14 protein-coding genes are annotated in these 14,209 nt (G+C 50.3%); 5 read left to right on the top strand and 9 right to left on the bottom strand.

Going from position 1 to position 14,209, the window contains the following annotated elements; genetic code table 11:
- The first annotated feature begins 71 nt into the window (after positions 1-71).
- Positions 72-1,175 (top strand): DNA polymerase III subunit beta, encoded by a 1,104-nt coding sequence (dnaN, locus tag ACTHTS_RS08220; RefSeq protein ID WP_003682174.1) that lies wholly within the window; start codon positions 72-74, stop codon positions 1,173-1,175.
- 140 nt (positions 1,176-1,315) lie between these two features.
- On the opposite strand, the gene ACTHTS_RS08215 is transcribed toward dnaN, so the two are convergent.
- From ACTHTS_RS08215 to orn, 6 genes are all read right to left on the bottom strand, one after another.
- Positions 1,316-1,678, bottom strand: coding sequence for an ACP-like domain-containing protein (locus tag ACTHTS_RS08215; protein WP_440369755.1), 363 nt, complete (start codon positions 1,676-1,678; stop codon positions 1,316-1,318).
- 298 nt (positions 1,679-1,976) lie between these two features.
- On the bottom strand, positions 1,977-3,563 hold the full coding sequence (locus ACTHTS_RS08210; RefSeq protein ID WP_101755811.1) for an L-lactate permease: 1,587 nt from the start codon (positions 3,561-3,563) through the stop codon (positions 1,977-1,979).
- A 331-nt stretch (positions 3,564-3,894) separates the two neighbouring features.
- Entirely contained in the window at positions 3,895-4,530 is a 636-nt protein-coding gene (locus ACTHTS_RS08205; RefSeq protein ID WP_101755812.1) for a 7-carboxy-7-deazaguanine synthase QueE, read from the bottom strand.
- Positions 4,531-4,638: 108 nt separating this feature from the next.
- A complete protein-coding gene (locus ACTHTS_RS08200) occupies positions 4,639-5,010 on the bottom strand; it encodes a DUF1304 domain-containing protein (RefSeq protein WP_101755813.1) in 372 nt (123 codons plus the stop codon).
- Between the two features lie 73 nt (positions 5,011-5,083).
- On the bottom strand, positions 5,084-5,506 hold the full coding sequence (queD, locus tag ACTHTS_RS08195; protein ID WP_114926360.1) for a 6-carboxytetrahydropterin synthase QueD: 423 nt from the start codon (positions 5,504-5,506) through the stop codon (positions 5,084-5,086).
- Positions 5,507-5,569: 63 nt separating this feature from the next.
- Positions 5,570-6,127 carry an oligoribonuclease gene (gene orn / locus ACTHTS_RS08190; RefSeq protein WP_107737743.1) on the bottom strand — a complete coding sequence of 186 codons (558 nt, stop codon included), beginning with the start codon at positions 6,125-6,127 and terminating at the stop codon, positions 5,570-5,572.
- A 132-nt stretch (positions 6,128-6,259) separates the two neighbouring features.
- Between orn and dxs the strand changes: the two genes are divergently transcribed.
- The 3 genes from dxs to ACTHTS_RS08175 are packed head-to-tail and all read left to right on the top strand — an operon-like array spanning position 6,260 to position 10,632.
- Positions 6,260-8,149, top strand: a complete 1,890-nt coding sequence (gene dxs / locus ACTHTS_RS08185) for a 1-deoxy-D-xylulose-5-phosphate synthase (protein WP_440369754.1) — start codon at positions 6,260-6,262, stop codon at positions 8,147-8,149.
- Between the two features lie 36 nt (positions 8,150-8,185).
- Positions 8,186-9,196: a glycosyltransferase family 2 protein gene (locus tag ACTHTS_RS08180; RefSeq protein ID WP_440369753.1), complete on the top strand. Its 1,011-nt coding sequence runs from the start codon at positions 8,186-8,188 to the stop codon at positions 9,194-9,196.
- 35 nt (positions 9,197-9,231) lie between these two features.
- Positions 9,232-10,632 (top strand): L-serine ammonia-lyase, encoded by a 1,401-nt coding sequence (locus ACTHTS_RS08175; protein WP_440369752.1) that lies wholly within the window; start codon positions 9,232-9,234, stop codon positions 10,630-10,632.
- An 80-nt stretch (positions 10,633-10,712) separates the two neighbouring features.
- Here ACTHTS_RS08175 and ACTHTS_RS08170 read toward each other — a convergent pair whose 3' ends face one another.
- Together ACTHTS_RS08170 and ACTHTS_RS08165 are read right to left on the bottom strand one after the other, a co-directional pair.
- Complete coding sequence (locus ACTHTS_RS08170; RefSeq protein WP_049332616.1) at positions 10,713-10,934, bottom strand: hypothetical protein; 222 nt, start codon at positions 10,932-10,934, stop codon at positions 10,713-10,715.
- A gap of 8 nt (positions 10,935-10,942) precedes the next feature.
- The gene (locus ACTHTS_RS08165; protein ID WP_049332615.1) at positions 10,943-11,572 is read right to left on the bottom strand and encodes a C40 family peptidase; all 630 of its coding nucleotides are present in this window, start codon (positions 11,570-11,572) and stop codon (positions 10,943-10,945) included.
- A gap of 260 nt (positions 11,573-11,832) precedes the next feature.
- On the opposite strand from ACTHTS_RS08165, the gene hslO reads away from it, so the two are divergent.
- Positions 11,833-12,729 carry an Hsp33 family molecular chaperone HslO gene (gene hslO / locus ACTHTS_RS08160; protein WP_440369751.1) on the top strand — a complete coding sequence of 299 codons (897 nt, stop codon included), beginning with the start codon at positions 11,833-11,835 and terminating at the stop codon, positions 12,727-12,729.
- 172 nt (positions 12,730-12,901) lie between these two features.
- On the opposite strand, the gene tyrS is transcribed toward hslO, so the two are convergent.
- Complete coding sequence (gene tyrS / locus ACTHTS_RS08155; RefSeq protein ID WP_440369750.1) at positions 12,902-14,197, bottom strand: tyrosine--tRNA ligase; 1,296 nt, start codon at positions 14,195-14,197, stop codon at positions 12,902-12,904.
- Between the last annotated feature and the right edge of the window lie 12 nt (positions 14,198-14,209).

The following is a 14,209-nucleotide window of genomic DNA, read 5'->3' as shown; positions in this document are numbered from 1 at the left end:
GAGGCCGTCTGAAAACAAAAAATATTTTAAAATACCCAAATCAACCGATTTCAAATTCAAAGGAATGGAACATGCTGATTTTACAAGCCGATCGCGACAGTCTACTCAAGCCGTTGCAAGCCGTTACCGGTATTGTTGAACGTCGCCATACTCTGCCGATTTTGTCCAATGTGTTGCTGGAAAGCAAAGACGGACAAACCAAACTTTTGGCAACCGACTTGGAAATCCAAATCAATACCGCCGGCCCTGAAAGTCAGGCAGGCGATTTCCGTATTACGACCAACGCTAAAAAATTCCAAGACATTTTGCGCGCCCTGCCTGACAGTGCGCTGGTGTCCTTAGATTGGGCGGACAACCGTCTGACTTTGCGCGCGGGCAAATCCCGTTTTGCCCTGCAAACCCTGCCGGCTGAAGACTTTCCGTTGATGAACGTCGGCAGCGACGTCAGCGCGACTTTCTCACTGACTCAAGAAACCTTCAAAACCATGCTTTCGCAAGTGCAATACAGCATGGCGGTTCAAGATATCCGCTATTACCTCAACGGCTTGCTGATGCAGGTTGAAGGAAACCAACTGCGCCTTGTTGCAACCGACGGCCACCGCCTTGCTTATGCGGCCAGCCAAATTGAAGCAGAACTGCCGAAAACGGAAGTAATCCTGCCGCGCAAAACGGTATTGGAACTCTTTAAGCTGTTGAACAATCCGTCCGAGTCCATCACCGTTGAGCTTTTGGACAATCAAGTACGCTTCCAATGCAATGGCACGACCATTGTCAGCAAAGTCATCGACGGCAAGTTCCCTGACTTTAACCGCGTGATTCCTTTGGATAACGACAAGATTTTCCTCGTATCGCGTACCCAGCTTTTGGGTGCGCTTGAACGTGCCGCCATTCTTGCCAATGAAAAATTCCGCGGCGCACGACTGTTCCTGCAGCCTGGTTTACTGAGTGTCGTATGTAGCAACAACGAGCAGGAAGAAGCACGCGAAGAGCTGGAAATCGCTTACCAAGGCGGAGAACTCGAAGTCGGTTTCAACATCGGCTACCTGATGGATGTGTTGCGTAACATCCACTCCGACGATATGCAGCTTGCTTTCGGCGATGCCAACCGTTCAACGCTGTTTACCATGCCGAATAATCCGAACTTCAAATACATCGTAATGCCGATGCGTATTTAATTGGTGTGTGAACAAACAAAAAGAGCGTGTACGGTACACGCTCTTTTTTATAGGCTTGAATCAAAAGGCCGTCTGAAAATTGTTTTTCAGACGGCCTTTCTATCAAACCGGAATGATTCGGTTAAATAGGAAAACTGGGATTAATGTGGACGTGGTTCGCAGTTTTTCACCAGGAATGAGCCATTAGGGGCGTTTACGCCAACTACTTCAGAAGTAGTGTGGGTGTTTTTGTCGATGAAACCGGCAGACATTACATAGCCTTTACGGTTGGTGAAAGTAGTGCCAGTGCTGTCAGAACGTTTTTTGTCGACAACCAAAGAGGCTTTTTTGCCACCGGCGTTTACGTCGGCAGTAACTGCACGGCCGCTACGGTCAAAGCCGTACATCACGTTCAGTGATTTGCCACCGTCACAACGGTAAGAAACGAAGCCGGCAGGTGCAGCGGCAGCAGAGAAGGAAACAGTAGCCAATGCGGCTGCAGTGATAACAGAAAGTAATTTCATGATCTAAGCTCCATATGAGGGTTGTGTGTTATCTTGCAAAGTGAGAAAGGGTTTCCGTTTGCAGATGAAGCGTATTTTAGGCGTTTTGTCGGTAGTGGCAATTAGGTAAATTGCAAAACAGTGTTTACTTATGATTACCCGATTGTTTATTAATAGAAAGTTGTTTGTGATTTGGTGTTGCAAAGTAGTTATGTGGGTTGTTGCGGAATATATACATTAATGATTCTTTAAGAAATATAGCGAAAGAATACAAAAAAAGGCCGTCTGAATGTTCAGACGGCCTTTGATATGAAGCGGTTTACAAGAAGAAAATTGCAGCCACAGTCACGGCGATGATGCCGTAGATGGTCATTGGGATGACAGTTTTCTTGATGATCGCACCTTCGGCGTTGTTCACGTTCAACACGCTGCACACGGCGATGATGTTGTTGATGCAGACCATGTTGCCCATTGCACCGCCGACAGATTGTAGGGCGAGGATGAGGGTAACGGACAGGCCGGTATCAAGCGCGATTTGTTGTTGAATCGGACCAAAGGTCAGGTTGGATACAGTGTTGGAGCCGGAGAAGAATGCACCGATTGCGCCAAGGTATGGGGAGAAGTACACCCAGTGTTCGCCTGCCATCGCGGCAAATTCTTTACCGATGATTTTCACCATGGAGTCATCGCCGCCAACCATCATCAGTTGAACCATAATCAGCGCACCCATCAGGGCAAGCAGAGGTTTTTTGGTTTGGTTGAAGGTTGCAGCGTAGAAAGACCATGCATCTTTGAATTTAGTTTTGTACAGCAGGATGCAAATCCAAACGGTGAAGACAAACGGAATCCAAGCCGGAACGTAGAGGGTTTGATAGGAAGCGTTTACGCCTTGGCCGAAGATATTGCCGAAGGTGATGGTCAGGGAGTCGCTGACGGTGATTTTGGACAAATCAAACGGCAGTTGGAAGCTGAACCATTCTTCTTTGCTGGTCAGCAGACCTTTGATGCCCAACTGTTTGATACGGGTGACCACCAGCATGCCGATCAGCATACCCAAAGGAGCCAGTGCTTTGGCAACTTGTGCGAAAGGTACTTTTTCTGCATTCGGGTCTTTGGCGTAATCTTTGCTTAAGCCCCAGCCGCGGTTTGCTGCGAATACGGACACCATCAGGCCGATTGCGCCGGCAACCAGAGATGGGAATTCTTCATTGACCATCGCCAATGCAACATAAGGAAGGGTACAGGAGAATACGGCGATGCCGATGAAGCCCAAGTTTTTGCGGATTTCAGCCCAAGGTACAATGAAGCTCAAACCGATAACAGGGATGATAAAACCTGCAAAGAAGTGCATTACGCCGGTTTGCATACCGATTTCCATAATGCTCTTTTGATCCAAGCCCAAAGGTGCGAAGCCGAACCAAGTCGGGGTACCTACTGCACCGAAGGAAACGGGCACGGAGTTCATCACCAAAGCGAAGATGGCTACTTTTAATGGGTTGAAGCCCAAGCTCATCAGGATTGGCGCGGCAATGGCGGCAGGCGTACCGAAACCGGATGCACCTTCAATCATAAAGGCGAAAGACCAGCCGATGATCATCAACTGGGCAATCGGATTCGGGCTGATGGTAGCCAGCCATTTGCGGATGACGTCGATACAGCCGGTGGTTTCCATCATGCGGTTGAACATAATGGCACCGAAAATCACGGTAATCGGGGTCAGGGTAGAGACGAGGCCTGACGCTGCCGTTGCGTTGAGCAACATGGCGTTGTCGCCGAAATAAAACAGTTTGATGGCATAAATCAGCGCGGCGGTAATCGGCAGCGCGACGTAGGACGGCATACTGTTTTTCTTAACCATCAGCCAGATCAGCAGCACGATGGGAAAAATACTGAGAAAGAGAGCCATGGGATTATCCTCGGGGCAACGGGCACCATAACCGTCAATCAATGGCGGTTTGATGCGATGTGTTGAGTAATAGATGTTTTTCGAATAAGGATTGCCACCTTTTTAGATGCAATCAGTTATCAGGTAAATTGGTTTTACCAATTTATGAAAACTGTTGCACACTTTACGTAATCTTATGTAATCGGTCAAGAGGTTTGTAACAAAAAAGGCCGTCTGAAATAGGGTTTCAGACGGCCTGAGAGTATTGCCAGTAGTGCATTTGGTCGAATATGGAATGGTATTTACATTCAATATTTTGTAAAGGTTTTGTTTTTAATTGATTTCAAACGAATTATTCTATTCCTGCCCATTTATGCGTTTGTACGCTCAGTTGCCAATGGACGGGGGCATCGGATCGGCTGTTTAATACGCCGATTTGGCGGATGGTGTCGTAGATATTCATCACACCGTCTTGTTCGCAAGGCGAGAGGTAGTAATGTTGGGCGCGGATTTTACGTTCCATCTCTTGGCAAAACGTAATGACATCGCCGTCGGCAACAATACGCACTTCGTCTGCTTTCTCGATGCAGCTTTTTTCGTATTTGGCGGCGTAGCAGGCTTTAGGGCTGGTGGCAACGTAGTCGATTTGCGGCGGCGCGGGGTTGAGGCCGTTGGTTTCGATACACAGGAAATAGCCTTCGGCTTTGAGTGTGTTGAGCAGGGTATCCAAATGCGGTTGGATGGTGGGTTCGCCGCCGGTAATGATGATGTTGCGCGCCGTGTAGGTTTTCAGACGGCCTAAAATATCGGACAGGCTCATCATGCCGAATTTGAGGTAGTCAGTATCGCACCAGCTGCACGCGAGATTGCATTTGCCCAAACGGATGAAAACGGCGGGCATGCCTGTATTCCAGCCTTCGCCTTGAAGGCTTTCAAAGATTTCGACAATGCGGTATTGGGGATTGTTTGGTGTGATTTGAATGGTCATGAATGTCGGGTGTGCGGGTTCTAATTGTTGTGGTGAAGCGTTTTGAGAAATAGGTTGAGGCAGCCATTCTTTCTGTCGGTTCAATAGGAAAGAATGGCTGGTGTGTGCTTAAGAGGCAATGACGGCTGCGGCGGCCAAAAATGCCGGCAACCCTTGTTTGAACAAAATGCCTTTGTTGCCGGATGAAAACGCGCCCCATGCGGCGGCGATGAGGACGAAGCCGAGGAACAGGATGGTCGCGCCGTAAACCGCGTTGTCGGGTGCGGCAAAGCGCGCCCATACCAAGCCGATGGCGAGGAAGCCGTTGTACAGGCCTTGGTTGGAAAACAGGGTTTGTACGCGTTTTTGTTCCATAAACTCGTAAGGCATGTTGAACAGCTCTGACGCTTTTTCGCTTGGGATTTGCGTCATTTCGAGCCAGGCGATGTAGAAGTGTTCGACAGCGACGAAGAGGACGAGGAGGGTGGAGATGATTTTCATGAAGATTCCTTTTGATGTTTAGCGTATGAGGTATTTATGGGAACAGGCCGTCTGAAAAATACAAAATGCCGGTTTATTCCCCTTCATATTCCGCACATGAAGTCGGCGTTTCCCATAATTTCACGCTGCACACTTTGACACCGGCGTTTTTCAGACGGCCATACATTTCTACGCTCATATTTTCGGCTGTGGTGCGGCAGGGCAGGCACAGGGTTTTCATGTTCCAGCCTTCCAAAAGCGCGGCGATTTGGCTTTCGCGTTCGTTGTTGCCGTGATAGATGAAGGCATGGTCGAACGGGTCGGTAATGTGTTGTTTGACGATGGCTTTCAGGTCGGTAAAGTCCATCACCATGCCGTCTTTTGCGCCGCCTTGGATAACGGGCGCGGAGACGGTGATTTCGAGTTTATAGGTGTGGCCGTGCAGGTTTTGGCACTTGCCGTCATGCCCGTCGAGCATGTGCGAGGAATCAAAGGTAAAGATTTTGGTGATTTTCATGAGATGAAGGAAGCCGATGAGGCCGTCTGAACGGTGTAAAACCGGTTTCAGACGACCTTGGGATTATTGTGCGGAAGGGAGTTTGAGGAAATGCTCGCGATAATGGCGCATTTCTTCGATGCTTTCGAGGATGTCGTCCAATGCCTTGTGCGAACCGCGTTTGACCACGCTTTTGGCAACGGCAGGATTCCAGCGTTTGGCCAATTCTTTCAGCGTGGATACGTCTAAGTTACGGTAGTGGAAATAGGCTTCCAAACGCGGCATGTATTTGACCATGAAGCGGCGGTCTTGATGGATGGAGTTGCCGCACATGGGCGTGGATTTCTCGGGTATCCATGCGGACATGAAGTCCAACAGGTTTTGCTCGACTTCGGCTTCGGTCAGTTTGGATTCGCGCACGCGTTGGGTCAGGCCGGTGCGGCCGTGGGTGGCGGTGTTCCACTCGTCCATGCCGTCGAGCAACTCGTCGCTTTGATGGATGACGTAAACGTCCGATTGAGCCAGTACGTTTAAATCGGAATCGGTAATGATCATGGCGACTTCGATAATGCGGTCGTGTTCCGGATTGAGGCCGGTCATTTCCATATCGAGCCAGCAGAGATTGTTTGCGTTTTGGGTCATTTCAGACGGCCTTGTGTTTTCAGTTGGCAGTATTATAAAGGATAAAGGTTCGGGCCGTCTGAAAGCATTTGTAACAAGTTGTGCAATCTCTTGATATAATCGTCCGTTACACAAAAATCACCGCCAAAAATCATGAACCCAAGCCCTTTGCTCGATATTATCGATACGCCTCAGGATTTGCGCCGTCTGGAGAAAAAACAGCTGCCGCAAGTCGCCGCCGAATTGCGCGAATTTCTGTTGGATTCCGTCGGTAAGACGGGCGGCCATTTCGCCAGTAACTTGGGCGCGGTCGAGCTGACGGTGGCACTGCATTATGTGTACGACACGCCCGAAGACCATTTGGTCTGGGATGTCGGCCATCAAAGCTATCCGCACAAAATCCTGACCGGCCGCAAAAATCAAATGCACACCATGCGCCAATACGGCGGTTTGGCCGGTTTTCCGAAACGCAGCGAGTCGGAATACGATGCCTTCGGCGTGGGGCATTCTTCCACATCCATCGGCGCGGCATTGGGCATGGCCGTTGCGGACAAACAGTTGGGCAACAACCGCCGCAGCGTCGCCATCATCGGCGACGGAGCCATGACGGCGGGTCAGGCGTTTGAAGCCCTGAACTGCGCAGGCGATATGGATGTCGATTTGCTGGTTATCCTCAACGACAACGAAATGTCGATTTCCCCCAATGTCGGCGCGCTGCCGAAATATCTCGCCAGCAACGTTGTGCGCGATATGCACGGCCTGTTGAGTACCATCAAAGCCCAATCAAGCAAAGTATTAGATAAATTGCCCGGAGCGATGGAGCTTGCCCAAAAAGTCGAAAACAAAATCAAAACCTTGGCAGGCGAAGCGGAACACGCCAAACAGTCGCTGTCTTTGTTTGAAAATTTCGGTTTCCGTTATACCGGCCCGGTAGACGGCCACAACGTTGAAAATCTGGTAGACGTATTAAAAGACTTGCGCAGCCGCAAAGGCCCTCAGTTGTTGCACGTCATCACCAAAAAAGGCAATGGCTACAAATTCGCCGAAAACGACCCTGTCAAATATCATGCTGTCGCCAAGCTGCCGAGCGAAGTACCTGCTCCGGAAGTCAAACCTGCCGCGGCCAAGCCGACTTATACGCAAGTGTTCGGCCAATGGTTGTGCGACCAAGCAGCGGCGGATGAGCATTTGGTTGCCATCACGCCTGCCATGCGCGAGGGCAGTGGCTTGGTTGAGTTTGAACAGCAATTCCCCGACCGCTATTTCGACGTCGGTATCGCCGAGCAACACGCCGTTACCTTTGCAGGCGGTTTGGCATGCGAAGGCATCAAGCCTGTCGTGGCGATTTACTCCACTTTCCTGCAACGCGCTTACGACCAGTTGGTACACGACGTTGCCTTGCAAAACCTGCCTGTTTTGTTCGCCATCGACCGTGCCGGTATTGTCGGTGCAGACGGCCCGACCCATGCCGGTTTATACGACTTGAGCTTTTTGCGTTGCGTGCCGAACATGATTATTGCCGCTCCCAGCGACGAAAACGAATGCCGCCTGCTGCTCTCAACCTGCTATCAGGCAAACTCGCCGTCCGCCGTCCGTTATCCGCGCGGTACAGGCACGGGCGCAACCATTTCAGACGGCCTGGAAACCGTTGAAATCGGCAAAGGCATCATCCGTCGCGAAGGCGAGAAAATTGCCGTTATCGCCTTTGGCAGCATGGTTGCCCCATCATTGGTCGCTGCCGACAAGCTGAACGCGACCGTTGCCGATATGCGCTTTGTCAAACCGATAGATGAAGAGCTGATCGTCCGTCTCGCCAGAAGCCACGATTACATCGTTACCGCCGAAGAAAACGCCGAACAAGGCGGCGCAGGCAGCGCGGTGTTGGAAGTGTTGGCGAAACACGGCATCTGCAAACCGGTATTGCTGCTGGGTGTAGAAGACAAAGTTACCGAACACGGCGACCCGAAAAAACTGTTGGACGACTTGGGTTTGAGTGCCGAAGCGATTGAAAAACGCATTGCCGGCTGGATCAAGGCCGTCTGAAAAATGATTAAAACCTATCAATACATTGCATAATTTATGGGAAAAAAACTAATCAGCATCAGCATGGTGCGCAACGAAAACGACGTGATCGAATCGTTTGTCCGTCATAATCTCGAGCTGATGGATGAAATGCACATCATCGATCACGGCAGCAGCGATGGAACAAGGGAAATCCTGATTCAATTGAAAGAAGAAGGTTTGCCGATATTTATCTATCAATATCAAGCGCTCAAGTACAATCAAGAGCAATTGGTAAACCTGCTTATGAAGCAGCTTGTAGCAAAAGATGAAGCGATAGATTTCGTTTTTCCGCTGGATGCGGACGAATTTATTTCATGTCCTAGCCGTATCATGCTGGAACAACTTTTGGATGTCATCGGCGAAAACAGGATCGGCATGTACCTTTGGCGCGGCTATTTACCGACATCGTTGCAATACAACCCCGATTTCACCACACAATTTACCGAGCAACGCCTCGAAACGCTCTTTACCCCCAAAGTCATTATTCCCAGATGGGCTGCCGAATCTTGCAGCGTGATTATCGGCTGCCATTACATGTTGGATAAAGATGGCAACAAGGTTAAATCAACCCTGTTTCATTCGCCGAATTATCGAGGTTTACATTCCTGGTTTATCGAGCAGTTTTCCGCACAATTTGCAGAGACCAATTTGTTGTGGCTGGGGCATTTCCCAATCCGCTCCTTGAACCAGCACATCAAAAAAATCCTCGAAAAGTCCATCTTGATTGCCATTAAAGACGGAAGTACCGATATTGCCTGGGAAAACCAGTTGCGCGAATTGTTGGACAACGGCATGAAGATGGACTTGAACGATTTACGGCTGTTGGCATACAGATACCGCGCCGGTTCTACAAGTTTAGAGGCCTCACAGTGTGAAGTCAGCCATTACGAACCCTTGCGTAAAAAAACGCTGACGCTGAAATACACATCGCCGGAAGCAGGCGATCCTTTGATGACTGTCGGGCATCTGGTACTTGTATTGGCAAGCGGCGCACAAGATTCCTCTTTAGGCCTTAAGGCCGTCTGAAAAACACAGCCCGCACACACAATAATAGGAAAGTTATGATCAGCATCTTTGATATTTTCAAAATCGGCATCGGCCCGTCCAGCTCGCACACCGTCGGCCCGATGAAGGCCGCGGCCGCTTTTGCTGATTTGCTGAATGCCGAAAACTTGGATACACAAGTGGCGCGCATTGTCATTGAAGTGTACGGCTCGCTTGCTTTGACCGGTATCGGACACGGTACATTCGATGCATTATTGCTTGGTTTGGAAGGCAGCCTGCCACACGATATTCCGCTTGCGGACATCCCCCAACGCTTGGAACGCATCCGCACGCAGCACGTTTTAAAACTCAACGGCCGTGAAATGGCCTTCAATCCTGAAAAAGATTTGGATATCCGCGGCGACAAAGTGTTGCCCAAACATCCGAACGGTTTGAACTTTATCGCCTACAATTCAGACGGCCTGAAGCTGAAAGAACAGATCTATTATTCGGTTGGCGGCGGTTTTATCGTAACAGACGAAGGGTTTGCACAAGAAGCGCAGGAAAATTTGGACGTGCCATATCCTTACAAAAACTGTAACGAGTTGCTGGCACAATGCCGTCTGAACCAGTTGAATATTTCCGAAGTCGTGTTGGCCAATGAAGCAGCGTTGGCAGGTTGCGATGAGACGGAAGTGCGCCGCCGTGTGGCTGCTGTGGCCGATGTGATGGAAAACTGCATCAAGCGCGGCTTGGGTGCGGAAGGGCAATTGCCGGGCGGCTTGAACGTCCGCCGCCGCGCGCCGCAGTTGGCGGCCAAACTCAAAGTCCTGCGCGAGAGCGAAATCGTCAATACTCAGCTTTGGCCGATGGTGTACGCCATGGCGGTCAATGAAGAAAATGCCGCCGGCGGCCGTGTCGTAACCGCACCGACCAACGGCGCGGCAGGCATTATTCCCGCCGTCTTGCACTATTTCCGCAAATTTAATCCGCACGCCAACCAATCGCGTGTCGAAGATTTCCTGCTGACTGCCGGCGCCATCGGCATTTTGTACAAAACCAACGCATCGATTTCCGGCGCGGATGTCGGCTGCCAAGGCGAAGTCGGCGTGGCATGTTCTATGGCGGCGGGTGCATACGCCGAAGTTATCGGCGGTACACCGAAACAAGTGGAAAACGCCGCCGAAATGGCCATGGAACACCACTTGGGCCTGACCTGCGACCCTGTCGGAGGCTTGGTGCAAATCCCTTGTATCGAGCGCAACGGCATTGCCGCCGAAAAAGCCCTCAAGCTCGCCACCCTTGCGCTTTTGGAAGACGGCACAGATAAAAAAGTCTCACTTGATGAAGTGATTCAAACCATGCTACAAACCGGTCGCGATATGAAGGCAACCTACAAAGAAACCTCACTCGCCGGCCTGGCCGTTACCTTGCAGAAAAAAGCCATACCGGTATCTGTGCGCGTGGTGGAATGTTAGCAATTGGGCAGAGGATCTGCCCAATAAGAAAAGGCCGTCTGAAAAACTTTCAGACGGCCTTTTTTGTATGGATCGAATAACTAACTGTTTTTTTGATAAGGGTTTTCCAGTCCGGCCATTAAGTCGCGGAAGTATTCGCGCAACTGTTTTTCGGAGCAACCCATCAGCAGCGCGTCTTCAAATGCGTCCTGCGCTATTTGGTACAGTTCGTTCAAGTTTTCGGTCATGACTTTGACTTTTTCGGTGCAGGAAACAATCTGACCGTCGTCGTCATACCATTTAGGTATTTGCGGCATCGCCATCGTGCACCTCAATTCAAGAAACGGGATGGATCGTTTTTCTTCACGCGACGGGCAAAGGCGTATTTTCCGTTCCAATATTTGTGGCCAAGGCTGGTAATTTCGATACGTTTGCCCGTTCTCGGCGCGTGAATGAAATTGTTGTTGCCGATGTAAAGGCCGACGTGGGAAATACGGCCGCGACCCATGGTGCGGAAAAAGACCATGTCGCCCGGCTGCAACTCGGAACGGTTCACGGCAACGCCCATTTGCGCTTGTTCGGCAGAGGTGCGCGGCAGGTTTACGCCCATGGCGCGTTTAAAGATGTGTTGCATGAAGCCGCTGCAGTCAAAGCCGGTAGAAGCTGATGTGCCGCCGTAGCGGTAGGCCACGCCGAGCAAGCCCATGGCGCTGCCGATTAACTCATCTGCATTGCCCGAAGGTGCGCGCGTATTGTTGCTTGAGGCAGGATAGGTATTGGTGGGATGGACAGGGGTTGCCTGACGCGTATTGCCGTAAACGTTGGCGTTGTCGTTGAATTGGTTTAAAACACGCTGACGGGTGGTAATCAGGTTTTCCAAATCATCGGCGTAAGAAAAATTGACGCTCGCGAGCATGGCGACCGAAGTCCAAACTGCTGCGAGCCGGAGTAAAAAATTCATTATAAAAACTTCCGTTTCAGAAGGCATTCCCTGCCGATTGCAGGCACATTGCCGGTTTCTGAGATGTTATCCCGTATCATTCTCTTGTTATCTGCTTGATTGTATTCAAAAACCGTCTTTTTGGCAAAAAAACTGCTGTTATTTTGCGTTAAACCCTTGTTTCCAAACAAACTAGAAAAACATTAAATGCGGTTTCGCTTGATTTATCCTCTGCTGCAACCATATAAGCGGCATTCATTGATTTATTTTCAGAGACTGACATGACACAAAATCACAGCGATATCCGTACACGCTTTATCTTCGACGATATGCCCATCCGCGGCATGCACATCCGCCTCGAAAAGGTTTGGCACCACATCGTCAACCAAAAACATTATCCTGTCGCCATCCGTCGCGCATTGGGCGAATTGTTGGCCGCCGGTTCATTATTGTCTGCCAACCTTAAAAACGAAGGCACGCTGATTGTTCAAGTTCAAGGTCAGGGCCGTCTGAAAATGTTGGTGGTGGAAGCGACTTCTGAAAATACTGTCCGTGCTACCGCCCGATGGGACGAAAACGCTGAAATCCGTGATGACGAAAGCCTGACTGCGCTGTTAGGCGAAAACAGCGTGTTCGTTTTGACCCATCAGCCTAAAGATGCCGACCCTTGGCAAGGTGTTGTGCCGCTGGAAGGCGACAGCATTGCGCAAATGCTGGTCAACTATATGAAACGTTCCGAGCAGCTCGATACCTATATTACGCTTGCCGCCGACGACCAAGCCGCAGGTGCATTATTGCTGCAACGCCTGCCGGAAGAAGAATTGGATGATGCCGCATGGGAACATGTGACCACGCTTGCACAAACGCTTACTCCGCAAGAGTTGACTGGTTTGGATGCGCATCACGCCCTTTACCGCCTTTACCATGAAACCCCGCCCCGCGTTTTTGAACCGGAAGCCATTGAATTTGCCTGCACCTGCTCCCGTGGCAAAGTCAGCGATATGCTGTTGATGCTTGGTGGTCAGGAAGTCGGCGGCGTGGTGGCAGAACAAGGCAGCATTCAAATCGATTGCGATTTCTGCCATAGCAAGTATGTGTTTGATGAAACCGATGTCAACGCTTTGTTTGGCGCGGATGTGGTGAATGCCGTACGCCAAGAAAATGAGCGTTTGCAGTAAGTACGGGATAAAAGTTTCTTAAAGAAATTGGCTTAATAGAAGGGCAGGTGTAATACCTGCCTTTTCTTTTTTGGAAAACTGAATATCATCAATAGAAAATGCCGTCTGAAAAAAGCGTGGGCTGATTTCAGACGGCATGATTGTTTTAAACGATGCGTTTAATGTTTCAAGATTATTTCCAAACCAACAAAGCATGGTTGCGTTTGCCACGGCGGACGATGGTGTATTTGCCGAAACGTTTGTGTTCGTCGGTCAGCATGTAGGCATCGTCAGGTTTTTCAGCAGCATGGTTCGGATTGTTGGCTTCGGCAGGTTTGCCGTTGAGCAAAACCGCTTTGCTGTTTACAAAACCGCGCGCTTCTTTGTTGGAAGACGCCAAACCGGTTTGCACCAAAGTCTCAACCACGTTGAGGTTCTCGGAAACTTCAAAAGTCGGCAGACCGTCGAGTGCCAGCTGCTCGAAGTCGCTTTCGGTGAGATGGCTTTGGTCTTCGGCAAACAGGCTTTCGGAAATGCGTTGTGCAGCGGCAAGGGCTTCTTCGCCGTGAATCAGACGGGTCATTTCCTCGGCAAGAATGCGTTGCGCTTCTGGCTTCGTGCCACTGGCTTTGTCTTTCGCTTCGATGGCATCGATTTCTTCGATGGACAGGAAGGTAAAGTATTTCAGGAATTTATACACATCGGCATCGGCCACTTTCAGCCAGAATTGGTAGAACTGATACGGAGAAGTTTTCTTCGCGTTCAACCATACTGCGCCGCCTTCGGTTTTGCCGAATTTGGTGCCGTCTGATTTGGTTACCAAAGGCAGGGTCAGGCCGAATACTTGTTTTTGGTGCAGACGGCGGGTCAAGTCGATACCGGCAGTGATGTTGCCCCATTGGTCGGAGCCGCCGATTTCCAAAACTGCGCCATGGCGTTTGTTTAATTCGGCAAAGTCGTAGCCTTGCAGCAGGGAATAGGCGAATTCGGTGAAGGAAATGCCCACGTCGTCGCGCTCGATACGTTGTTTGACGGATTCTTTGTTCAGCATGGCGTTGACGGAGAAATGCTTGCCGATGTCGCGCAGGAAGTCGAGGCAGTTCATGCTGCCGAACCAGTCGGCGTTGTTGGCCATAATGGCGGCGTTGTCGCCTTCAAAGCTTAAGAAAGGGGTCAATTGGTTGCGGATGCTTTCTACCCAGCTGGCAACGGTTTCGGCAGAATTCAAGCTGCGTTCGGCGGCTTTAAAACTTGGGTCGCCGATCATGCCGGTCGCACCGCCCACCAAAGCAATCGGCGTATGGCCGGCTTGTTGGAAACGGCGCAATGCCAATACTGGCAACAAGTGGCCGATGTGCAGGCTGTCGGCTGTCGGGTCAAAACCGCAATAGAGGGAAATTTTTTGTTCGTTTAGCAAAGCGTCTAAGGCTTCGATGTCGGTAGTTTGGGCGATTAAGCCACGCGATTGTAGGTCTTTGATGACGCTCATTGATATCTTCCA

Source organism: Neisseria sp. P0019.S003 (assembly GCF_051957115.1).
Classification (GTDB): domain Bacteria; phylum Pseudomonadota; class Gammaproteobacteria; order Burkholderiales; family Neisseriaceae; genus Neisseria; species Neisseria flavescens_D.
This window is presented reverse-complemented; position numbering and strand designations above follow the sequence as displayed.